General features: G+C 42.4%; 19 protein-coding genes. 1 reads left to right on the forward strand and 18 read right to left on the reverse strand.

Annotation, left to right across the window (positions count from 1 at the left end):
- Positions 1–3: 3 nt before the first annotated feature.
- The 3 genes from glyA to ACP26M_RS18070 form a co-directional block, all read right to left on the reverse strand.
- Positions 4–1,290, reverse strand: a complete 1,287-nt coding sequence (gene glyA / locus ACP26M_RS18060; protein WP_426582035.1) for a serine hydroxymethyltransferase — start codon at positions 1,288–1,290, stop codon at positions 4–6.
- A 301-nt stretch (positions 1,291–1,591) separates the two neighbouring features.
- Positions 1,592–4,189 carry an MBG domain-containing protein gene (locus tag ACP26M_RS18065; protein ID WP_426582037.1) on the reverse strand — a complete coding sequence of 866 codons (2,598 nt, stop codon included), beginning with the start codon at positions 4,187–4,189 and terminating at the stop codon, positions 1,592–1,594.
- A gap of 390 nt (positions 4,190–4,579) precedes the next feature.
- Entirely contained in the window at positions 4,580–5,335 is a 756-nt protein-coding gene (locus ACP26M_RS18070; protein ID WP_426582039.1) for a segregation and condensation protein A, read from the reverse strand.
- Between the two features lie 239 nt (positions 5,336–5,574).
- Between ACP26M_RS18070 and dxs the strand changes: the two genes are divergently transcribed.
- Complete coding sequence (dxs, locus tag ACP26M_RS18075; protein WP_426589735.1) at positions 5,575–7,506, forward strand: 1-deoxy-D-xylulose-5-phosphate synthase; 1,932 nt, start codon at positions 5,575–5,577, stop codon at positions 7,504–7,506.
- A 91-nt stretch (positions 7,507–7,597) separates the two neighbouring features.
- Here the strand turns inward: dxs and ACP26M_RS18080 are convergent, their stop codons facing one another.
- From ACP26M_RS18080 to ACP26M_RS18150, 15 genes are all read right to left on the reverse strand, one after another.
- Entirely contained in the window at positions 7,598–9,184 is a 1,587-nt protein-coding gene (locus ACP26M_RS18080; RefSeq protein ID WP_426582041.1) for a gliding motility protein RemB, read from the reverse strand.
- A 27-nt stretch (positions 9,185–9,211) separates the two neighbouring features.
- A complete protein-coding gene (gmd, locus tag ACP26M_RS18085; RefSeq protein ID WP_426582043.1) occupies positions 9,212–10,348 on the reverse strand; it encodes a GDP-mannose 4,6-dehydratase in 1,137 nt (378 codons plus the stop codon).
- 147 nt (positions 10,349–10,495) lie between these two features.
- Positions 10,496–11,059, reverse strand: a complete 564-nt coding sequence (locus ACP26M_RS18090) for a DUF3109 family protein (protein WP_426582045.1) — start codon at positions 11,057–11,059, stop codon at positions 10,496–10,498.
- Between the two features lie 12 nt (positions 11,060–11,071).
- Positions 11,072–11,866, reverse strand: coding sequence for a DUF3108 domain-containing protein (locus ACP26M_RS18095; protein WP_426582047.1), 795 nt, complete (start codon positions 11,864–11,866; stop codon positions 11,072–11,074).
- 93 nt (positions 11,867–11,959) lie between these two features.
- A complete protein-coding gene (locus tag ACP26M_RS18100; protein WP_090534980.1) occupies positions 11,960–12,475 on the reverse strand; it encodes a DUF2480 family protein in 516 nt (171 codons plus the stop codon).
- A 193-nt stretch (positions 12,476–12,668) separates the two neighbouring features.
- A complete protein-coding gene (locus tag ACP26M_RS18105) occupies positions 12,669–14,795 on the reverse strand; it encodes a peptidylprolyl isomerase (RefSeq protein WP_426582049.1) in 2,127 nt (708 codons plus the stop codon).
- A gap of 94 nt (positions 14,796–14,889) precedes the next feature.
- Positions 14,890–15,468: an LPS export ABC transporter periplasmic protein LptC gene (gene lptC, locus ACP26M_RS18110; protein WP_426582051.1), complete on the reverse strand. Its 579-nt coding sequence runs from the start codon at positions 15,466–15,468 to the stop codon at positions 14,890–14,892.
- Between the two features lie 9 nt (positions 15,469–15,477).
- The gene (locus ACP26M_RS18115; protein WP_426582053.1) at positions 15,478–16,800 is read right to left on the reverse strand and encodes a hypothetical protein; all 1,323 of its coding nucleotides are present in this window, start codon (positions 16,798–16,800) and stop codon (positions 15,478–15,480) included.
- Positions 16,793–17,536 carry a type III pantothenate kinase gene (locus ACP26M_RS18120; RefSeq protein WP_426582055.1) on the reverse strand — a complete coding sequence of 248 codons (744 nt, stop codon included), beginning with the start codon at positions 17,534–17,536 and terminating at the stop codon, positions 16,793–16,795. The genes ACP26M_RS18115 and ACP26M_RS18120 overlap by 8 nt, the downstream gene beginning before the upstream one ends.
- On the reverse strand, positions 17,536–18,228 hold the full coding sequence (purQ, locus tag ACP26M_RS18125; protein ID WP_321557000.1) for a phosphoribosylformylglycinamidine synthase subunit PurQ: 693 nt from the start codon (positions 18,226–18,228) through the stop codon (positions 17,536–17,538). Before purQ ends, ACP26M_RS18120 begins: the two co-directional genes overlap by 1 nt.
- Before the next feature lie 100 nt (positions 18,229–18,328).
- Positions 18,329–19,315 carry a DUF6427 family protein gene (locus tag ACP26M_RS18130; RefSeq protein WP_426582057.1) on the reverse strand — a complete coding sequence of 329 codons (987 nt, stop codon included), beginning with the start codon at positions 19,313–19,315 and terminating at the stop codon, positions 18,329–18,331.
- 62 nt (positions 19,316–19,377) lie between these two features.
- Positions 19,378–20,367, reverse strand: coding sequence for a glycosyltransferase family protein (locus ACP26M_RS18135; protein WP_426582059.1), 990 nt, complete (start codon positions 20,365–20,367; stop codon positions 19,378–19,380).
- A gap of 122 nt (positions 20,368–20,489) precedes the next feature.
- Positions 20,490–21,344: a UDP-2,3-diacylglucosamine diphosphatase gene (locus ACP26M_RS18140; RefSeq protein WP_176627810.1), complete on the reverse strand. Its 855-nt coding sequence runs from the start codon at positions 21,342–21,344 to the stop codon at positions 20,490–20,492.
- A 253-nt stretch (positions 21,345–21,597) separates the two neighbouring features.
- On the reverse strand, positions 21,598–22,131 hold the full coding sequence (locus ACP26M_RS18145) for a DinB family protein (RefSeq protein WP_090534942.1): 534 nt from the start codon (positions 22,129–22,131) through the stop codon (positions 21,598–21,600).
- On the reverse strand, positions 22,128–22,832 hold the full coding sequence (locus tag ACP26M_RS18150) for a YjjG family noncanonical pyrimidine nucleotidase (RefSeq protein WP_274990204.1): 705 nt from the start codon (positions 22,830–22,832) through the stop codon (positions 22,128–22,130). The genes ACP26M_RS18145 and ACP26M_RS18150 overlap by 4 nt, the downstream gene beginning before the upstream one ends.
- Between the last annotated feature and the right edge of the window lie 98 nt (positions 22,833–22,930).

Consider the following 22,930-nt stretch of genomic DNA (forward strand, 5'->3'; position numbering starts at 1 on the left):
TTTTTACTCTGAGTCCTTATCTCTGTACAACGGAAAGTCGTACATTAACTTGTGAACCCTTTTACGGATTTTCTTGATAGAATGTTCATTTTCAGGATCAGAAATTACAGCATCTATTAATTCAACAATATGCTCCATATGTTTTTCCTTCATCCCGCGGGTAGTGATAGCCGCAGTACCTACACGAATGCCTGAGGTTACAAATGGCGATTTATCATCATATGGCACCATATTTTTATTCACGGTGATATCGGCAGTTACCAAAGCATTTTCGGCAGCCTTGCCTGTAATATTTTTATTACGAAGGTCAATCAGCATTAAATGGTTATCGGTACCACCAGATATGATCTGGTAGCCCAGCTTCACAAATGCTTCGGCCATTGCGTCGGCATTCTTCTTAACCTGCACAATGTATTTCATGTAGCTATCGCTCAAAGCCTCTCCAAAAGCTACTGCTTTAGCAGCTATGATATGCTCCAACGGGCCACCCTGCGTACCCGGGAATACGGCCATATCCAATAATGATGACATCATCCTGATTTCGCCTTTCGGGGTTTTGATGCCAAATGGGTTTTCAAAATCCTTACCCATCATAATTAAACCACCACGCGGACCGCGCAAAGTTTTGTGAGTAGTAGTAGTAACAATGTGGCAATGCGGAAGCGGATCGGTCAATAAACCGCGGGCAATTAAACCTGCCGGGTGCGAGATATCGGCCAGTACCAGCGCACCAACTTCATCAGCTACCTTGCGGATAAATTCATAATCCCAATCGCGTGAGTAAGCCGAAGCGCCTGCAATGATCAGTTTCGGTTTTTCGCGCAGGGCTACCTCTTTAAGCTGGTCATAATCAACCAGGCCGGTTTCTTTTTTAACCCCATAAAAATGAGGCTCATACAATTTGCCCGAAAAGTTAACAGGCGAACCGTGTGTTAAGTGACCACCATGTGAAAGGTCAAAACCTAATATTTTATCGCCAGGCTGCAATACTGCAAGCATAACCGCAGCGTTTGCCTGTGCACCAGAATGTGGTTGTACGTTAACCCACTCGGCATTAAACAATTGCTTGGCGCGCTCGATAGCTATGGTTTCAATTTCGTCAACCACCTGGCAGCCGCCGTAATAGCGCTTGCCCGGTAAACCTTCGGCATATTTGTTAGTTGCAACAGAACCTGCAGCTTCCATAACCTGCCTGCTTACAAAATTCTCAGATGCTATAAGTTCAATGCCCTCTTCCTGGCGTTGCTGCTCTTCATCCAATAGCTTAAATATCAGTTTGTCTCTTTTCATTGTGTGTTTTTAACGGCGCTAAGTTACACAATTGATATAGATTTGAGATGTGAGATATGAGATTTGAGATACCGCAATGTTAAATTTTACTCAATAAAAAGTAAACATAATATTATTTGCTATTCAGGCTTTTACAGCGAATAAATCAACAGCAATCAATTGCAAAACTTACGCTTGAAGTAACCTTAATAAATAATGAAATTGTTTAAGCCAGATATATTATTCCCTCGCAGTTTATCAATTGAAACCCTTTGGTGAAGTTGCAAACTAAACCTATCAAATCTCATTCTCTTCAAAAATATTATCTCATAACAGTAAGGTAGCCGGCAAACTTATTTGCTGTTCCATCATTGGGATTAATAACATAATAATAACAGCCTGTAGGTACCGGCTTTCCTTTGTAGTTACCATCCCAGGGATGGCTGTACCCCTTTGAAAAATATATTTGCTGCCCGTAACGGTTATAAATATCTACTGTACAATTTGGATAATACTGCAAGTCGCTAATAGCCCACAAATCGTTAGACCCATCTCCGTTAGGGGTAAAAGTGTTGTATATTTTAATTTCATTTGACGATGGAAAAATAGTCAGCACGCCGGGGACATAACTAATAATATAATCATCAGCATCAGCACCACTTACAGTAATTGGATATTTACCCGGACTTGAAGCAGGTTGCGCAGTTGTATTAATTATAGGCAAAACAGTCAATTGAGCTGGTCCGTCATTATTAACAAAACCTATATAGGTTATTGTTAAGGTTGGGTTAGGTTTCAGGAAAGCTTTAGCTAAGTCGTTTGCTTTAATACTAAGCGGAGCCTTATTGATCTCTATTCCGGAAGGGATATATTGTATGATATAATTATCAGGATTAAAACTCCCCCCGGTAGCACCAGATGGGGTTGCCGATAACGGGTAAACGCCTACATGATCGGTAGCAACAGCTCCATCGCTATAGGTAATCATGACAATTCCAATAGTTTCTCCGTTTTGAAGACCATTCGCTGTAAAATCTGCAGAGCTGCCGCTATTTAGCTTAACTCCATAAGTTTTGAGTACCGGCTTCGCTGCAACGGTAAGCGGAGCGGGCGTAACGTTCCCTGTAACGGGCACAACAATATCATTTGTGCCGGTGGTACCGGCACTCAAATTACTGGTATGATTACCCGCGGCGGCATTTGCAGTTAACCGGATATAGATCATAGAGGAAGCCGAACCACTTGCCGGCGACAGCGTGACCGAGTTATTAAAAATATTATTATCCTTGCTAACCTGGAAACCCGGCGGCGCCGTTATGATAATATCACCCTTAAGATCAGAACCTGAAATATTGATAACCTGCGCCACTGAAGCTGTACCATATACCGTTTGAAGCGCTACCTGCTGCCCCGTATAAGAAATAGCCGGCGCCGGCGGACCAACAGTTAAATCGGCGGGTAAATATGTTATGATATAATTATCCGGCGAGAACGTACCGCCACCGGCATTATACGGTATAACCGAACCAGAGTAAAAGCCCTGCGCTGCTGTTGCCTGTGCACCGTTGTCATATTTTATAGCAATCGTGCCCACGGTTTCGTTATTTTTCAACCCATAAACTGTAAAGTTTTCTGTCGACGGAATATTGGAAAGTGTGGTGCCATAAGGCTTGGTTACATTGATAACGGTTATAGTAAGCGGGGCTGGAATAACCGTACCTACCACATGTGCGGTTAAACTTGCTCCGGCTGTTGTAAATATTACGTTACTATCATAGGTTTGTTTAACCTGTGCGGTAGGCATTAACCTGATATAAATGGTTGCCCCCGGTATAGCTCCGGAAGCATTTGGTGATAATTGAACCGTTTTACCGAAGTTTCTATCATCAAGGCTGATAATAAATCCATCCGGTGCGTTTACAATAACATTATCTGTAAGATACTCGCCCGACACACGTATTTTGGCAGATGACGACCCGGCACCATCACCATAAACAATTTGCATGGGGTATAATTGCCCAAGATTATGCAATATCGGACCTGCCTGCATCACTTTTAAATCGGCAGACTGATAGGTAATATCGTAATTGCCGGGCAAAAATGTTCCGCCTCCGGCACCGATTGGAATGACAGAAAGCGGATAAGTGCCTACCACAGCCAACGCTTCGGCACCTGCACCATAATGCATGGTTACGTTGCCTATGTTTTCAAAATTCTTTAATCCGACAGAACTGAAACCATCGGGTTTTGGGCCATCGGTGAGCGTAGTACCATAGGCTTTAGTTACTTCGGTAGCCGTAATAGTGAGCGGAGCCGGAACGATATTCATTTGATTTGTTCCATTATAATGAATATCATAATTGCTGGCTAAAAACCCATTCTCGCCCTGAAAGTCGGACAATGAAACCTTATCCGAATAATCGCCCACCGGATCGGTACCAGCCCGCCCCCCGCTAAACGTAAATTTGATAGATTTGGCCGTGTTGCCATTTTGCAAGCCGGGAACATCGGTAATAAATCCCGGATCACCCTTGGAGAATATAACAGTTGCCGGAAGTTCATCGCCATACACTTTAACAACTTTACCCCATATATTTAATTGAGTCGGCACAACCGTGCCCCGCGCTATATTTTTAACCAGGTTTTGCGCCCCTGCTGTAGCCAATGTCAAATTACCATCGTATTGGCCTACATTAACTTTTCCCGATAGTCTGATATATACAGTAGCAGATACCGAACCGGCGGCTCCCACGGTAACGCTATTTGTAAAACTAATATTATCAACACTTACCTCAAACCCATTAGCTAAAGTAATAGTAATGCTGCCCTGCAAATTGCTGCCATTTACAGCAATGCTTGTCGAAGTAGACGGAATACCGTATGAAGTACTAGCCGTAAAGAAATTACCAGAATACTGCATTTGAGGGGCAGCAGCGTTTGTGCGGATTGCGGCGAGTGCACCTGAAACCTGTTTATTGCTGCTGACATTAAGTTTTGAAGCAACATTAACTGTAGTTTTTTGAATTTGGTTAAGGGGGCTACAATTCTGACAGGTACCAAAAATCCGAATCGAGGTGGATGCGGGTTTTATTTGCCCGTGCAGTACTTGAATTGTTGACAAAACAAAGCTTAAAACACCAATTATAAATATTTTGAAGTGCATGGTTCAGGTGCAATAGTTTAAAGTCTTAAAGATAATGCTTTTTTGCAAAAACGAGTTTGCAACTCACTATAACTTCGTTGACTGAAAACCCAAAGCCAAATGCTTAAAGCTTTTAATGCATTACAAAAAGCGCCGGGTCTTAGGCTTTTAGCTTTCGGCCCCGGCCTTAGGCGAAATCCGAAAGTTATTATAACCCAACCCAATTTGGATATCTATCAGCTCCTGTTGCAACATTTCAAGCACCGCCAAAAAGTTATATACAAAATGAACTTTGTTTTCAGATTCTTTGGCGATTGCTTTAAAATCGAGCATTTTATTGATCTTAAGCAGATCGGCAACTGCCTTCTTTTGTTTTTCGATGGTGTAGGGATACTGTACTACCGTGTGTTTCACCTCTTCGCTGCGCCTGGTGAAATTGCGGATCATCCGTTCATAAACAACCATAAGGCGATAAAGGGTTAATTCGGATAACTCTTCGCCTGGGACGGCCACTTTTTCAACCTGTTCGAGGTCATGTTTGATATTGCCGCGCTTTTCTTGTTTAAATCGCTCATCTTCCATGGGCCTGATCTCTTCGCACACCTCTTTAAACTTTTTATACTCGATGAGTTTCCTGATCAGGTTTTCTTTGGTGTCCGGGTCATCGCCGGCCTCTTCGGTGCCGTAACGCGGCAACAGCATTTTGGCCTTAATGCGCATAAGTGTTGCCGCCACGAAAATAAATTCGCTGGCAATTTCCATATTGAGGCTGCTCATCTGGTGCAGATAGTTCAAAAAATCATCAGCAATTTTAGCTATCGGGATATCGTGGATATCCAGCTCATCTCGCTCAATGAAAAACAGCAGCAGGTCAAACGGGCCTTCAAACTGGGGTAACCTAATGGCAAAACTATCGTCGGTCATAAAATCCGGTCAAAAATAAACATTTCGGCCGGATTCATCACACAAGAATAAAGCTGCAAAGCGCAGGTTTTCAAGATTAAAAACCAATAACCGCCTGTTTCTATCTGCCTGCATAATAGGCCCCTAACTTGTCATTTTGTTTAGCATATCCTGTTTGTTAAGTAATTTAATATCTTTATATACCCAGAATTTAACAATAATTACCTTATTTTGCAGGTTAAATATCCTTACGAATGTCAATGCAGGTACCGGCCGGGAATTTATTACAAAAAATAAATTATCCATCTGATTTAAAGCTACTTAGTGAAACAGAGCTTGAACAGGTATGCAAAGAGTTACGCCAGTATATTATTGACGTAGTATCAGTTAACGGCGGGCATTTTGCCGCCAGCCTGGGTGTGGTTGAACTTACTGTAGCACTACAATATGTTCTTAATACGCCATACGATCAGTTAGTTTGGGATGTCGGGCACCAGGCTTACGGCCACAAAATACTTACCGGCCGCCGTGATGAGTTTCACACTAATCGCATTCATGGCGGTATCAGCGGCTTTCCAAAACGTTCGGAAAGTGAGTATGATACTTTTGGCGTTGGTCACTCATCAACTTCTATATCTGCCGCATTGGGCATGGCTGTCGCCTCGCACTATAAAGGCGAAACAGACAGGCAGCATGTAGCCATAATTGGCGACGGCGCCATGACCGCAGGTATGGCTTTTGAAGCGCTCAATCATGCCGGCATTGAAAACTCCAACCTGCTGGTGATTCTGAATGACAATAACATGGCCATCGACCCTAACGTTGGTGCATTGAAAGAATACCTGACTGACATAACCACATCAAAGCCATACAACCGCTTCAGGGACGATATTGCCCACGTATTGGCCAAACTATCATCCATTGGCCCTGATGCCTTTAAAATAGCTCAAAAGCTCGAAAAAAGCATTAAAGGTACCGTGCTTAAACGCAGCAACTTTTTTGAAGCGCTTAAGTTCCGTTATTTTGGCCCTATTGATGGGCATGATGTCAATCATTTGATAAAAGTATTGAAGGACCTCCGCGATATTCCCGGGCCTAAATTACTGCATTGTATCACTGTAAAAGGTAAAGGTTATGCTCTTGCCGAAAAAGACCAGACCAAGTGGCATGCTCCGGGCTTGTTTGACAAGATCACCGGCGAAATCAAAAAAACTAAATACGATAAGCCTCAGCCTCCTAAATACCAGGATGTGTTTGGGCATACTATAATTGAACTGGCCGAGCAAAACCCTAAGATCATGGGTATTACGCCGGCCATGCCATCGGGCTGCTCATTAAACCTGATGATGAAGGCCATGCCTAACCGTGCATTTGACGTAGGTATTGCCGAGCAGCATGCGGTAACTTTCTCCGCCGGTTTAGCTACCCAGGGGCTCGTGCCGTTCTGCAACATTTACTCCAGCTTTATGCAGCGGGCTTATGACCAGGTGATCCATGATGTGGCCATACAAAAGCTCAATGTAGTATTTTGTCTGGACCGTGCCGGATTTGCCGGAGCCGACGGCGCTACGCACCACGGTGCTTATGATATGGCCTACATGCGCTGTATTCCCAATATGGTAGCATCTGCCCCCATGAACGAGGAAGAGCTGCGCAACCTGATGTATACTGCCCAGCAGGAGAACATGGGACCGTTTGTAATCAGGTATCCGCGGGGCAACGGTGTTATGGTTGACTGGCAGCGTCCGTTCAAAGCCATCCCCGTAGGCAAAGGCCGTAAGATTTGTGATGGCGATGATGTGGCTATCCTGTCTATTGGTGCTATCGGCAACGAAGTAGTTAAAGCCACTGCCGACCTTAATGCCGAAGGTTATAATCCCGCCCATTACGATTTGCGTTTTGTAAAGCCGCTTGATGAAGCTTTGTTGCATGACGTATTCAAAAACTTTAATAAAATAATTACCGTTGAAGACGGCTGCATTGAAGGCGGCGCGGGCAGCGCGGTGCTTGAATTTATGGCCGATAATGGCTATACCAATATCCAGGTTAAACGCCTGGGTATCCCTGACAAGTTTATTGAACATGGCGACCAACCCGAACTATGGGCCGACTGTGGCTTTGATGCCAACGGTATAGCCAGGCAGGTACGTAACATGGCTGAAAAACGCAACGTGAATACGATAGCGTCGTAATGCAAAATTGTTATTACGTAGAAAACATAAAAAGCGACTGATGGTCGCTTTTTATGTTTTGTTAAAATTCTTTAATCACGCAGAGTTGCAATTAATTCGCTTTATACCTCGCCAAATCATTGTATATAGCACGGAACGAACTGCGGATACCAAAGGTTAACATCGATGTTTTATCATTAAACTGACTGTTCTTTTCACGGCGTACCAAACCGCCAAGCTCAAACCTTAAGTTATACTTAGGATTAATTAAATAGGCCACTTTTCCTTCAAGATAAACCATATTGGTGGTTAGGCCCTGCCCGGTGTAATTGCCATATACCCTTGCCGGGTCACGATAACCCTGAAAAGGGTCCTTACCATAGTTCAGGCCATCGATATCAAGCCCGTAATGCCCATAGTCGAGCTCTCCTGAAAAATCAAACCTTTTATATGAATAGTTAAGCAGTCCAACTACTTCGCGGAAATTGGCTCCCCAGGGATGCCCGATCGGCTCGCCATTTTCGGTGTAATTGATCACCGAAAAACGCTCTGAATAGGTATATGGTTTAACATTGTTTGTTTCGAGCAAATAGTTTAAGCCTTTAACATTAAACAGGTTAGCCCCCCTTACACCCAATTGAAATCCGTATTTATTGCGAGAGCTCCCTTTACTTGAAAAGAAGCTTGAAGACTCAAACTCATCAAGCGAAAACTGACCGTAAGCGGTGATGCCATCAGTTAGCTTATATTTAGCTGTAAATCCTATCAAGGCGTTGTCGGGTGAACCATTTGAAGCTTCAACAGGCCTTAAAAATATCACCGGGTTAATGTAAGTAAAATCAAACCCGCGTTTATGGCCTAAATCGTCCTTAGCAGCCCATACCACGGCATCAAAGAAACCGAGTGATAACCTGTTAGTTACATTCCAGTCTAAATAGTGAAATACACCAAATTTTTTCCTGTCCCCATTATCTACTTTTACTGAAAGTGGGTCATTAAAATAAGTCCACATTGCCATATAACGTACATTGCCCAGCGTAGCTGTTAGCTTGAAAAATGGATATGGTGACGCGTAATCAGATAATAATAATGACCGGTAGCCATCGCCAACAAAGGTTTTATCGCGCCCCGCGCTGATGTTCAAAAACTTTATCGGTGTATACGAAACGTTAGCCGTGATATATGACCAGCGGTATTCATTGCCGTAAATACCTGCGTATGCCTGCCCGGGGGCTATGCCAACCTGGTTAACGTAGGTTTGTAAATAATTAGGCAGCGCCGCGCGGTTTTCATAACCAGCAACATTATACGAAAAGTTTTTTCCGAAGGTGCCGCCCAACTGGATCCCAAGTGTACCAAAATTGGTGTTCTTTTTCCCTGAGAAATCACGGCTCAGATTAAAGTCGGGCAACAGATCGGCATAGAAGGTGGAGTTGCTGCTTTTAACATCAATCTGATGCTCATTAAAAAAACGCCCTTTAAGATCGTTTAAGTTCATCAATGAATCATAGTGAACTTTCAAAAGTGAGTCATCAACCATAAATGGTTTTAATGAACTATGTACCCTTGTTTTGGTTGAATAAACATCCTCATTTAGTTTCTGATAAAACTGGTAGTTATAAGGTTGGTATATTGACTGGGCCTTCGCAAACCCGCTTATCAAAAGCAGTAAAATAATGCTTGTAAATATTCTCTTCATATAATGGTTTATATGGTTTTTACTTGGTTATTCAAAATAATTAGGCGTACTAAATCCACCTTTTTTCAGATATTCATCTTTTTTTACCAGTTGCAAATCTGCAAGTACCATATCGGTCACCAATGCCTGCAGATCATATTTTGGTTTCCAGCCAAGCTTGTTATAAGCTTTGGCAGCATCTCCAATTAGCAGATCAACTTCTGTCGGTCTGAAATACCTGGGGTCAACTTTTACAACAGTTTGCCCAAACCTCAAAGCCTCCAGGTTCAATCCAAGCGCAGTAGCCTTTTCCTCATCAATATCAATGATCACCCCACGCTCGTTCTCATCCTTTCCGCTAAATTCAACTTCGATGCCCAGTTCCATGAAAGCCATCCTGATAAAATCACGGACGGTGGTTGTTACACCGGTTGCTATTACAAAGTCTTCGGCCGTTTCCTGCTGCAGCATCAGCCACATCGCTTCTATATAATCTTTAGCATGCCCCCAATCGCGCTGTGCCGAAAGGTTGCCTACATACAAACAGTTTTGCAGGCCCAGGGCTATTTTTGATGCTGCCCGGGTAATTTTCCGGGTAACAAAAGTTTCGCCCCTTACCGGGCTTTCATGGTTAAACAAAATCCCGTTGCAGGCATACATACCATAAGCTTCGCGATAATTAACTACAATCCAGTAGCCATATAGTTTTGCCACCGCGTAAGGTGAGCGTGGATAAAAGGGCGTGGTTTCACTTTGAGGCACAGCCTGTACCAAACCATACAGCTCGGATGTGGAGGCCTGGTAGATGCGTGTTTTTTGAGTAAGATCAAGAAGCCTTACTGCTTCAAGAATACGGAGTACACCAACACCATCAGCATTGGCGGTATATTCGGGGGTTTCAAAGCTCACTTTTACATGGCTTTGTGCTGCCAGGTTATAAATTTCATCGGGCTGAACTTCCTGGATTAGCCTGATCAGGTTTGTTGAATCGGTGAGATCGCCATAATGCAGGCTGAATTTAACCCCCGACTCATGCGGGTCATGGTATAAATGATCTATCCTGTCGGTATTTAATAAGGATGAGCGGCGTTTAACCCCATGTACTTCGTAGCCCTTCTTTAGCAAAAACTCTGCTAAATAAGCGCCATCCTGACCCGTTATGCCTGTTATTAAAGCCTTTTTCATTAATTATGAACGTAGATATATTAGGTGGTACAATAATATCCAATTTTATTGTAATTACTCCTATGACGCTCAATATATAGGTTTAGGCAAGGCGTTATAATACAGTTTAAGGAAAAAAATATGCGGCTTAAAAAGTTTTACAAATGATTAAATTCCGGCAACGGTATCTTCCAGTTCCCGGTACCAATCTGCTCCGTATTTACGGATGAGCGGGCCTTTCAAAAATTCATGAACGCGTACTTTCAGCTCATCACCAAATGAACATGCAGGACTGCAGATACTCCAACGGTCATAGTTTAAAACATCAAACTCGGGATAAGATGTTATGCGGATAGGATACAAATGGCACGAGATGGGTTTTTTCCAATTAACGGCACCTTCTTCATACGCTTTTTCAATACCGCATTTAGTAATGCCGTTTTCCCATATTACATAGGCGCATTCTTTATTGGTATCAACACACGGCGTAGTATAATCCCCTTCAAAATCGGTTACGTAAACCCCTTCCTTTTCAATGGTTTTGATCCCTTTCGCGGTAAGGTAAGGCTTTACTTTAGGATAGATCTCTTTCAGGATGTCAAGTTCATCGGCATTAAGTGGCGCGCCCGAATCTCCTTCAAGGCAGCAGGCACCTTTGCATTTATTTAAATTACATACAAAATTCTCTTTTACCACATCCTCGTGCAGTAATACATTGCCAACCTCAATCATTATCTTTTTAAATCAATCTTTTATAGGGTTCAAAGGATATTTAAGTCCTGCAGCCGATTTCAGGTCCATTGTTACGCTGCCTATCAGCACTTCAACGTGGGCCTTTACCGGGATCCTGTTCTTATCGTTGGTAACCCAAAGGTACAACTTGCTGTTTTTCCGGAAAATCCGCCCCGGAATAATTGCCGGGCTAAATTTAAGACAATTAAACTTACCAAGCGAACACTCAACCGCTTCGGTACCAACATAGGTTATCTGCATACTGTGAAACCCATCTTCCAGGAAATACTGCAGATCAAAAGTATCGCCCTGGTGCAGCTTTGAAACATCAATAGCCCGGGCAAAATAATAAGCCGATACAAAATCAAAAGATTCGCCTTTATACCCGAATGTTCCTTTATTTGCTGTTACTTTCTTGTCTTTCTGATCGAACGTAACATTGTCGGTATGCCTGTACTTACCTTCGCGCCTGTTTTCAGTATAAAAATAGGGCATCAGTGTTGTTTGATCTACATATGATTCATAGCGGTTACGCACCTTGTAAAACAGGTCGAAAGAACCGGCGGTTTTGCCTTCGGCGACGAGATGAAAAGTAGGGCGGTCATTAAATTTCTTATCACTGGCCTCTACCTTTATGGTGGCTTCAGCAGCGGTAAAAAAACCGTATTTCATCTTGTAGTCCAGTTGTTCACCTGCTTTAAAGATCGACTCGTTGATCTTTTTCAGTTCCTGGGCAAATCCGCCCTTGCAGCAGGCTATAAAAAGCAGTACAGTAAAAAAATATTTATTTATCAGCAGTTTCTTCATTGACTAATAGCCCTTTTAGCAGGACTTGTGATATGACAACTGCTATTATAAATGGTTTAAACTTGTTTTTATTGCGTACTACCACTCAAATACTTAATCCTTACGCTTATAGATAGGCACTGTTGAACAAGGTTCACCAAACATGAGGCTTTTAACCACGGCACTTAGCTTTTTAGTCAACTCGACATAGGCAGATACCGGCACTTCGGTATCGCCACAACCTTTCAGCACAATCCGCTGCCCGCGGTATTGTTCAAAATCCGCTTTGGCTATTTCCTTTTCAAAAAGTACAGTTTCCAATACCTCTTTATCGCCAAAAACAATTTCGCGGGCGTAAGGGGCCATCCGGTTGGCCAGCAGCATATAAGCCCATGCAGGCACGATAGCATCGGCAGTGCAGGTGATACCTACATTTTTACCCTCATACTGCGCCCAGTCATGTTCTTTTATAAAGTCTCTGAAATCCTTTTCGCGAAGGATCAGGCCATGGAACAGGTTGTCTTTAATATCGTAAATAACACGGTCGCCGGCAGGATAAAAAGAAGCTGGGTCTAAGGTAACGAGGCCGCTCTGAGCCACCTTGTTTATTATGTTTTCCTGGATATCCATATCAGTTATATTTATTAAAAGCTAAAAGCCGATTGCACAAAGCCTAAAGCTCCCTTAGCCTGATAATCAGCATCTATACAAGCAGAATGCACAAAGCTTAAAGCTATAGCCTGATTACCCAATACTATTTAAAACAAAAAATCCGGGAACGGCTTAACGCTGATCCCGGATGCAAATTTACTTTAAATTTTGTTTAGAAAAATTTAGCCCTGTTATCTTTTACAATTGCATTATCTTTTAATGCATCCAGTACCTGGCCTTGTGAACGTTGTAAAAGCGCCTGATTAATTTGTTCTTTTTGTTTAATAGCATTGGTTAGTGCCGGCGGGTTAGTGAAACCATTAACCACATATACATATACACCTTGTGCACCATCAACAGGTTTTGAAATTTTGTTGATTGCCGAACCAAAGATTGAACCGATAACTTTATACTCTGCCGATTGACCTGGGATGATAGGATTAGCAAACACAATGTTTTCAACCGGTACTACCTTGCTGCCTACTTTTTGGGCAACCTGGTCAATTGAAGTACCGCCGCTAAGGGCTGCGTCAAATTTCTCTTTCAATTGTTTAGCTTTAACCTCATTACGTACCATTGGCTCAATTTGCTTTTTAACAGCCTCAAGAGATAACGTACCTTTAGGTTTAATTTCGGTAAGGCGGCTTACTATATACTGGTCGCCTACGGTAAATACTTTATCGGTAATATCGCCTTTTTCGGCTTTGTAAGCCCATCTAACCACGTCACGTGCGTTATCCAGGCCAGGAAGACCAGAAGCTATAGCAGTAACATCTTCGGCAGTACGGGGCTTCAAGCCTTCTTTTTTAGCTTCCGCCTCAAAATTATCAGATGTTAATGAAGCTAAGAATGCCTGGGCTTTGCTGTAAGCTACAGTTTGGGTTTTGCTGCTTGCAGTTAACGGCTTATCAACCACACCAACTTTAACCAGTTTAACAGAACCTTTCTGATCTTCAACCTGGATAACGTGGTAGCCAAATTGTGATTTCACAACAAGGATATCGCCTTTATTTGCTTTATAAGCAGCATTATAATATTCAGGAACTAAATTTCCCTGACCGCCCATTGAGCCATTGGCATCAAATGAGGGGATTTCACCGCCTTTTACTGCGCTGCCTTTATCGGCAGAGAAAGCTGTTGCAAGTTCGGCAAATGATTTACCGCCCTGAATTAATTTTTTAATTGAATCGGCTTTAGCTTTAGCTTTTTCTTCACCACCTGCCGACGCAAGGTCGATCAGGATATGCCTGGTTTTAACCGAATCGAAAGTGGTTTTGGTATCAACCAGCTTAGCCACTTTATAGCTGCCGTTTTCAAGGTAAGGGCCATAAACAAATCCCTTAGCCGCGCTAAACATAGTAGTATCCAGTTTAGGGTCAAGGCTGCCTTTACGCTGATAAGCCAAAGGCGCTTTGGTTTCGGCATTGATCTGCACAAAAAGCGAATCGTTAGGAGTAGTTTTGAATTCATTCGCTAATTTCTCGGCCTGTTGTTTAACTGCCGCTGAATCTTCTTTTGAAGGAGCCGCGTTAAAACTAACGTATTCAAAATTCCTTAACTCCTGCGGAGTTTTAAATGAAGCTTTGTGTGCATCATAATATGCGCTGTAATCAGCATCGGTTAAAGTAACTTTAGCGTCAGGGATTGAAGCATAATCAAGCGATACATATTTAAAGTTAGCCAGCTTATTTTTTGCTTCGTAATCATCTGTAGCCTCAAGCGAGTTTACATACAGGCCATTGGTAACCAAAGTCATGTATTTAGTAGCTTTTTTTGCTTCTATCAGGTCGATCACAAAATCGCTCCAGGCTTTTTTCTGAGCAGGGTCGGCTTTGCCTGATTGCAGGTAGGCTTTGAACTGATCATACCTGCTGCGATCGAACTGACCGGTTTGCTGATCGGCAAACTGGCGGGCTATCTGCGGGTCGGGATTGTTATCACCGATCATTACGTTCATTTCATCATCACCAACGGTAAGGCCAAGCTTTTCAATTTCTTTGCCTATCAGTAACTGGCTTAAATACTGGTTCCAGGTAGTTTCCTGCAGATAGCTTGCTATTTGCGGAGAGATGCTTTGTCCCTGTTGTTTAAACTGTGCCGAGTTTTGCTCCAGCTTTTCGTTGAATTTGTCATAGGGCACTTTTTCGCCGTTTACCACGGCAAGCTCGTTACTATCGTCCCTGAAAAAGGAACCGCCCGATCTTACAACTTCGCTCACAATAAATGCAAGCAGCGCGAAACCAATAAAGAATGCGAGAATCTTCCCCATCCTTTCGCGCAAAAAACCCATTATACCCATATTACATTTATAATTATTCTATTCTTTTTAAGAGGGCGCAAGATACAATTTTTAACAAAATTCTATAACACAAAATTTTCGTTAAAAAAAGTCATTATTGTGTCGCTTTTTCATCAACATGAAACAGCCCGGTGCTGCTTTTAAAAGTAGGGTTTAAAAGCTTATCATCACTTTCAAAGGTATTGCCATTCATAACATTACCGCCGCTAAGTGTGGCCTGAACAGGTTTATTAGAGTAAACCCGCTTGGTTACCTGGTCCCAAAATAATTCGTTTGATTTAAAGGTTTCGCCTTTGGCGTTGGTTGCAACTACGTTGCCATGAAATTCGATCAATTTTTCCTGCTCGCGCTGGATACCTGTATCGGCAATTATATCACCGGCAAACTGGCCTGTGCCGCGGTCATAGTAATCTATCTTTACGCCTTTAGGCATAATTTTATAAGGCTTCTTGATCTGGTATTCGATCATCAGCGGGGCAGTAAGATGGATTTCAACTTTGGTCGAATCACTCATGATCAGATCAAGCCCTGTGGTGCGCTGGGCAACCGTATCAACTTCATTAGCTGAAATTTCCCTAACCTTCTTCAGGTCATTTTCGCACGAAGACATGAAAGCCGCCAATGGCAACAGTAACAGGCATAAAGCCGGTATATTAACTGCAGGGCGGCTCATGACAGCGAATTAGTCGAATTTATACTTGGTAAACCACTTATCGTTAAGGGTAAAGCCAAGGTGAATGTTAACGTAGTTTTCTTTAACCAAACCGTTAACCAACGAACCGCGCTGTCCTATTTCTGCCGCGATATTAATTTTATAGTAACTGCCGTTATTTGAGCGTAAAGGCAAACCTACACCTACTGTACCGGCATAACGTTTAATGGTAGTACCGTTAATGTGCATATAAGTTTGATCATATATAGCACCTATGCGATAATCGACAGTGGCAAGATAGTTTCTGATGGTTGATATGTTTGGGGTATATGAACCACCGATATTGAAAGTTTTGCTATCCTGTAAACCCTGGTTTACGCCGGCAATTGACAAGTCGGACCATTTACCCATGGAGTAATCGGCACCAACCAAAAATTTACCATCGCTTTGAAAAGAGATCCCGAACCTGTTGATCTGCGGTAATTTTAATTTTGATTTAGGCCCGGTTGTGCTAACCACGCTATCGGCAGCTACGTTCTGGTTGCCGTTTGCGTCATTAAAATACTGGCTAACAATAAAGCTGCTTTGCGTGTGCAGTTTTGTACCTGCCGATGCCGAATAGCCAAATACAAGGTGCTTGGTTTCAGAAAAATCAAATGAATACTGCAAGCCGTAATCATAGTTTATACCGCCTATGGCATTGCTCGATTCAATTTTTGAGTTGATAGCGCCTGCCAGGCCGGGAATTTCGGTTGTAGCGATATCTTTAATATTACCAAATATATACGATACGTTTGCACCTAATAACAAGTGTTTACCGATGCCGAAACCATATCCCAAATATGCTTTTGATAAACTACCATCACCGCTGTAACTGTAATTTGTTACGTTGGTATCGGCAGGTGAACCCGAGGTTCCTAATTTATTCACCGTTTTTTTAAAATTATAGCCGCGCTCGCTGTATGGCAATAAACCAAAGCTCAATGCAGATCGTTTTGAAGTTGGGATAGCGAACGCGATATGGTTAAGCCTGAAGTTGCTGTTTTTTTGGCTTGCCGAACCGGTTTGCGACAGATTTAAAAAATTTGCATATAAGCCAACATCAATGGTTGTAAGATTAATGGCACCGTATGAAGCCGGATTTATTACGTTGATATTGTTAAAAAGGCTTATCCTGTTTGTAGCTACAGCTATACCGCCCATACCTATGTTTTGGCCCATCAGTTGAGGATCAATATCACCAATACCGTAACGTGAATATGGAGAGCTTGAAGTTGCCGTTGATTGCGCATGTGCTGAAAAAGCGGCAACAGCCAATAAAAGTGTTATAAAAAACCGGGTATATTTAATCATTATGCTTTTGTATAGCTGCGTTTAATCCTTTTAAAACCAAATATGGTTCAATTTTTATGTAGCGGGCAAAGATGCTATTTTTCAATAGAGTATCAAAAAAAATGCTGTCGCCCCCGCTTAGTATAATGTTCAGTTGCCCGTCGCCGGTTTTATAACTTTCAATAAAACCGGTAAGCTCATATTTTATTCCGTTTTGTACTCCCGAACGGATGGCTGTGGTTGTATTGTTTCCGTATGGCGTATCAAAACCGGCATCGGGTTCAACAAGCGGCAAACCTGCCGTATAATTGTTCAAAGCCTTATAACGCATATTTAAGCCCGGCGATATGCTGCCGCCAAAATAATTTCCTGCGGCGTCAACACCATCATAAGTAATGGCCGTGCCCCCGGTTATTACCAGGCTATTTTGCCCCGGGAATATATGATATGCACCAATAACAGCTGCCAGCCTGTCGGGCCCAAGGGTTTCAGGGGTTAAATAATGGTTATTTATTCCGCTTGTCATTAATGTATTAAAATGCGTCAGCGAAATTTTTTGCCCCAGTCCGGCCTGCCATGCTTCTGTATTTTTTTTTACCGACGATATGATTGCCTTAACAGGATGGTATTTGTTAAGCAAAGCATCCAGTACCGGCATATCAATGGTTTCAAATTGGCTAACCTCAAGTATTTCATCCAGTTTAAAAACGGCGATTTTGATGAGTGTATTACCAATATCGATAACCAGGCTGGTCATCAGGCCCTAACTATTGATAATATTGATTCAAAAATAGCTAAACCATCTTCATTGGCTAACAAGCCATCGGCAGCACGTTCCGGGTGCGGCATTAAGCCAAATACATTCCTGCTCAGGTTTGTAACACCTGCAATGTTTTCCAATGATCCGTTAGGATTTGAGTCGGCAGTGATATTGCCGGCCTCATCGCAATACCTGAACATTACCTGGTCGTTATCGTTAAGGGCTTTGATCACATCGGCATCAGCAAAATAGTTGCCTTCACCATGTGCAATCGGGATCCTTAAGGGTTGCTGCGGATCAAGCTGAGCGGTAAGTAATGATTGTGTTGTTTGCGGTTTTAAGTAAATGTTGCGGCAAATAAATTTGCGATTGGTGTTGTGCAATAGCGCGCCTGGCAACAAACCGGCCTCGGTCAATATCTGGAAGCCATTGCAAATACCCATTACATAACCACCTTTGGCTGCAAATTGGATAACCTCCTGCATAATTGGCGAAAAACGGGAAATAGCGCCCGAACGCAGGTAATCGCCAAATGAAAAGCCACCGGGCAAAACAACAAAGTCAACACCCTGCAGATCATGATCTTTATGCCATAACCTTACCACTTGCTGACCCATTACTTTCTCTAATACATATATGATATCTTCATCACAATTAGAACCGGGAAATATAACTACTCCAAACTTCATCAGAATTATTTTTTAAATTGGGGTTGAACCTAAATAGCTTATTATATAGTTTCAGGCTACAAAACTAACATAACCGCCGAAATAAGGACGAATGTAAAAGTTAAAATTTGTTAAACTGAAAGTAAATGATGCTGATAAACAACAACAAATACAGTATTTCATAAAACCAGCGCTTGGTTGCATACAAAAAATAATAGGCAAAAAACACCGTTACCGGCACTGCACAAAGCAAAAAATGGCTCAGGCGAAATTCCGAATTGAGATAAAATGATAGTGCTGTGATCAGAAAAATAAAAAACAAAAGCTGGAATGTTTTACGGATCTGCACATAACTTTTAAAGAAATTTTGCTGCAGCTTAAAAAAACAAAGTACCAATATTAGGATAACAGGCGCCAGCAGCAGGTAGTTGTAAGAATTTATGCTGATGTGATCGGGAAACTTTTTACCTAAGGGCGACCAGATACGGCTAAACCGGGGCAGCATATCATTCATAAAATAAATAACCGCAAGGAAAAAGAAGACGGTTACATAACCTAATATCGAAATAACCCATCCGCGCCAGTTAAACGGCCTGAATATCATAAGCGCTATCCATATAACCAGGAACAAATAAATAAACGGAAAATAAACAAGCGATCCCACCGCTACGATCAAACCCAGATCATAAGTTGTTGACTTAACATCCTCTCCCTTATACAGGTTGAATAATTTAAACAACATCCAGATAAGTAAGAAATTACATAAAAGCGGGGCGCTTAAAGTTAAAAAAGGCGTAAACAAGCCCGAAAGCGTGATATACATCAGCGCCGGCAAAAAGGTTGGCTTGCCTAATAAATTATGATGATTAATTAACGAATTAAGCAATAAAGCTTGTATAAATACAAGCCCGCCGGCCAGTATCACATTAAGCAGCGGCGAAAACGCGTATTCATATTTTACCGGTACCAGCAGCCGCGCAAAGGGTTCTACAAAAATAAACTCAACCTTTTCGGGAACCTGCACCATGAAACCTATCCGGAGCACGAACAGCAAAATAGCCAGCCATATAATATTAAGGGGATTATAGTTCCTGAAAAGATTGATCATATGTGCGGCCGTGTTTGCGGTTGCAAAATTAGCAGAAAAACAGCTTAAGTTGCAATGCTTTACTACCTTCTATACTGCTTTACCAGTTTATCAACAATAGCGGCGGTTTCATCCGGAAAATCAACTACAATCTTTTTACTGTCGTTGATCCAGTGGTTTAAATGGCTGTTAAACTTATCATTTATTTCGCTTACCACCGGAACACCCAACCTGGAGGCCGAAAGCGCGTTACACTGTTGTTCGTATTGCCCTTTCATGGGTATCATCATTACCTTTTTCTGTAAAAACAGGGCCTCGGCGGGGCCTTCAAAACCGCCCCCGGTAAGCAAACCCGTGCAGCTTGCCAGGCTTTTGTTAAAAGCTTCATTATTTACGGGGAAGATCTCCACGTTTCCTGATTTGTATGCATGCTTTTGCCGTTTTGAAAACACCTGCCATTTAACCTCTCTTTCGGCACTTAAATATTTCAACAGGGTTTTGTCATCATAGGCCGGCAGGTAAACTGTATAATGGCCAAGGTTGGAGGTTTCCATCTGCCTGATCTCACCGCGGATTACCGGCGTATTGATAAATGTATCATAGCGCTCAAAATGAAAACCAACATGATACGTAGTGGGCGAATAATTTTTTAAAAGCCACTGTGCAAAAGGATCTTTTTTTTCGGGCCGGGGTGTTTTGGGTGATACAAACGAACACTGGTGACTTAAGGATACTGAAGGCACACCACGCAATTTGCAAGCCCAGGCGCTTACAGGTTCAAAATCGTTTATAATGAGGTCGTACTGCTTTAATGGCAGGCTCCGCAAGTCGCGCTGAAACTGACGCAGGTTCATGATCTTCCAGGTAGCCCAGTTATCCACGCCGCCATTGGTACCAAATACAAAGCTTACACCATGAAAGCGATATTTCAGGGGTTGTGATAATGATACTTCGGCTTCGGTGCCGCTTACCAGCAAATCAACCTCGCCGTATTGTTGCAGCAGGGGCACAATTTCCCTTGCCCGGCTTATATGCCCATTACCTGTTCCCTGTATACCAAACAGTATCTTCATTAAAATAAATTCTTTTCAAAAGGATGATGATTATACCGCGCAGGTACAGCGGACACGCTGATTTGTCTGCACCAATATTCAGGGGCTTAATTTAGTAAAGAAAAATGTTTTCGGTAAGTAATTTAATCGTGTTCGTGTTTAAAGCGTTCCAACAAGTTTTTAACATCGAGCATAGCGTTCAGATCTTCCGAATCGGTTTTGTCGTCTTCATCAGCATCTGTATTGAAATCATCCGGCTTGTATTTAAACACCTCCCATTTGCCGTTGTGATATTCAAGAGCGCTTAAACTTTCTACCCAATCGCCCGAGTTGAGGTAAAGTACCGAGCCTGTATTTTGTGTAGACTTAATTTCCCTGATTTCGGCATGGTGAATATGACCGCAGATCACGTAGCCATATTGTTTATCGACAGCCAGATCGGCCGCGGTTTGCTCAAACTGGTTAATGAATTTTACCGCTTCCTTAAAACTGGCTTTCACCTTTTGCGAAAAGCTCATTTTTTGCCTGCCAATGGCGGTAAGGAACCAGTTTACAAAACTGTTGATCAAAATCAATGTGTCATAACCAACCGCCCCGAGTTTAGCCAGCCATTTGGAATGCTGCATAGTAACGTCAAACACATCGCCATGAAAGATCCAGGCTTTTTTGCCATCGATATTTAACACGAGCTTATCAAGCAACTGAAAAGTGCCCATGTTAAAATCGGTAAACTTGCGCAGCATTTCGTCATGGTTGCCGGTTAAATAATAAACCGGGATGCCATCGGTAACAAACTTCAGGATGCGGCGCACTACTTTCATGTGTGCCTCGGGCCAGTATGATTTACTAAATTGCCAAATATCAATAATATCGCCGTTAAGGATAAGGATTTTGGGCTTGATGCTTTTTAAATATTTAAGCAACTCTTTTGCGTGACAGCCGTAAGTACCAAGGTGCACATCAGATATTACTACAATATCAACTTCGCGTTTTGCCATTAAATTAAGGGGGCTATTTTACAGGCCGGCAAGATATGCCGGAAAACAACATTGTTATTAATAAAGCAACGATTACTCGTCGTCCTCATCTTCGTTAACCGTCAATTCATATGGACTTGCATAGAAGCAGCCGACCAGGATCAGCAACCCTATAACTACCAAATAAGCATACTCAAAATTCATCACAAAGATTTTTACAAATGTCTGAAATTTAACATTATCCTACTGTTAAGACTACATTAAATATAAAAGGTTACTTTGCTGTATTAAATTTATTTTTGATCCTGTTAAGTTGTTTCAAGTGGTGCTGTAAATGAATGCGGATAAACTTAAACCATTGCCTGGCATTAAGCATTCCCATACGCGGGTGCTTGTATCTGTTAGCCGGCGATGATTCGGCAATAAGGGGCATAGTCGTTTCAACCCGCTTGCGGCATTTGATGATCAGGTTTTTGGCATCTTCCTTACTGATCTTATTGGCGGCCATTTTATCGCTTACCGCATTGGGGACTGTTGTTTTAACCGGCGGAAATTTACCTAACAACAGTAAGATCCGGCCTTCCCAATTAATGCCTTTTTTAGTTGGCTCGCAATTGCCGTGGGTGCAACGTTCAAGCGCGATTGATGAACCCAGCGTAGCCTGCATAATATGGCTGTAAACCTCGGCAAACGACCAGCCGCCATCCTCCGGGGTAACGTCAAACAACTCATCGGGGATAACATCCAGTTGTTTGCGGTATTCATCAAGGGCCGCATCAATAGCTTTACGTTCTTTGGCGATACTCATAAAAGTAAAGTTAACTCTTTTAAATGAGCAATCTGCACCGGCACATCCTGAGGCTTTTCCGCATTAAAAGGATTAAAATATATGGCATCCATCCCAAAACCAAGCGCCCCGCGGATATCAGCTTCAATGCTGTCGCCGATCATCACACTTTCTTCTTTCGATGCCCCGGCCAGGTCCAGCGCATGCTGAAATATGGCCCTATCGGGCTTGTTCACACCTACATCTTCGGAGATAATGATATGCTGAAAATATTTTGCAAGATCGGTCCCCGCGATTTTTATCCGCGTTGAATCTTTAAACCCGTTCGAGATCAGGTGCAGGGTATATTTTGATTGCAGGTATTGCAGTGTTTCGTGCGCATGCGGAAACAGGTTGGTTTTGGTGGGGCAAAGCTTTACGTAAGCATCCTCAAAATCAAGCGGCATCAAATCCGGGTGCAGGCCAAGATCAGTAAAAGTTGATTTGAAGCGGGCCTCGCGTAACTCATCTTTAGTTATCTCACCAATATGATACTGCGCCCAAAGGCGGTGATTATTACGGGTGTAAGTTTCGATGAACAATTCGGCAGATTGCAGGCCAATTTCGCCAAGCTGGTGAATAACATATAACTCATGCAGGGCCTCTTCGGCATTTTTATCGAAATCCCAGATGGTATGGTCGAGATCAAAGAAGATGTGTTTATACTTTATATCGGATTTCATTTTTATTTCGGATTTCGGATGTTCGATTTCGGAATTTTTTTATTCCTTGATTTAAAAATCGAAAATTCAAAATTAAAAAATCTTAATTACTAAATCCG

Origin of the sequence: Mucilaginibacter sp. R-33, assembly GCF_049949235.1 — a bacterium.
Lineage (GTDB): Bacteria > Bacteroidota > Bacteroidia > Sphingobacteriales > Sphingobacteriaceae > Mucilaginibacter.

Bases quoted from the DNA above. Each gene is read 5' to 3' on its own strand.
- glyA (WP_426582035.1), bottom strand. From the start codon at position 1,290: ATGAAAAGAGACAAACTGATATTTAAGCTATTGGATGAAGAGCAGCAA.
- ACP26M_RS18065 (WP_426582037.1), bottom strand. From the start codon at position 4,189: ATGCAGTATTCTGGTAATTTCTTTACGGCTAGTACTTCATACGGTATT.
- ACP26M_RS18070 (WP_426582039.1), bottom strand. From the start codon at position 5,335: ATGACCGACGATAGTTTTGCCATTAGGTTACCCCAGTTTGAAGGCCCG.
- dxs (WP_426589735.1), top strand. From the start codon at position 5,575: ATGCAGGTACCGGCCGGGAATTTATTACAAAAAATAAATTATCCATCT.
- ACP26M_RS18080 (WP_426582041.1), bottom strand. From the start codon at position 9,184: ATGAAGAGAATATTTACAAGCATTATTTTACTGCTTTTGATAAGCGGG.
- gmd (WP_426582043.1), bottom strand. From the start codon at position 10,348: ATGAAAAAGGCTTTAATAACAGGCATAACGGGTCAGGATGGCGCTTAT.
- ACP26M_RS18090 (WP_426582045.1), bottom strand. From the start codon at position 11,059: ATGATTGAGGTTGGCAATGTATTACTGCACGAGGATGTGGTAAAAGAG.
- ACP26M_RS18095 (WP_426582047.1), bottom strand. From the start codon at position 11,866: ATGAAGAAACTGCTGATAAATAAATATTTTTTTACTGTACTGCTTTTT.
- ACP26M_RS18100 (WP_090534980.1), bottom strand. From the start codon at position 12,475: ATGGATATCCAGGAAAACATAATAAACAAGGTGGCTCAGAGCGGCCTC.
- ACP26M_RS18105 (WP_426582049.1), bottom strand. From the start codon at position 14,795: ATGGGTATAATGGGTTTTTTGCGCGAAAGGATGGGGAAGATTCTCGCA.
- lptC (WP_426582051.1), bottom strand. From the start codon at position 15,468: ATGAGCCGCCCTGCAGTTAATATACCGGCTTTATGCCTGTTACTGTTG.
- ACP26M_RS18115 (WP_426582053.1), bottom strand. From the start codon at position 16,800: ATGATTAAATATACCCGGTTTTTTATAACACTTTTATTGGCTGTTGCC.
- ACP26M_RS18120 (WP_426582055.1), bottom strand. From the start codon at position 17,536: ATGACCAGCCTGGTTATCGATATTGGTAATACACTCATCAAAATCGCC.
- purQ (WP_321557000.1), bottom strand. From the start codon at position 18,228: ATGAAGTTTGGAGTAGTTATATTTCCCGGTTCTAATTGTGATGAAGAT.
- ACP26M_RS18130 (WP_426582057.1), bottom strand. From the start codon at position 19,315: ATGATCAATCTTTTCAGGAACTATAATCCCCTTAATATTATATGGCTG.
- ACP26M_RS18135 (WP_426582059.1), bottom strand. From the start codon at position 20,367: ATGAAGATACTGTTTGGTATACAGGGAACAGGTAATGGGCATATAAGC.
- ACP26M_RS18140 (WP_176627810.1), bottom strand. From the start codon at position 21,344: ATGGCAAAACGCGAAGTTGATATTGTAGTAATATCTGATGTGCACCTT.
- ACP26M_RS18145 (WP_090534942.1), bottom strand. From the start codon at position 22,131: ATGAGTATCGCCAAAGAACGTAAAGCTATTGATGCGGCCCTTGATGAA.
- ACP26M_RS18150 (WP_274990204.1), bottom strand. From the start codon at position 22,832: ATGAAATCCGATATAAAGTATAAACACATCTTCTTTGATCTCGACCAT.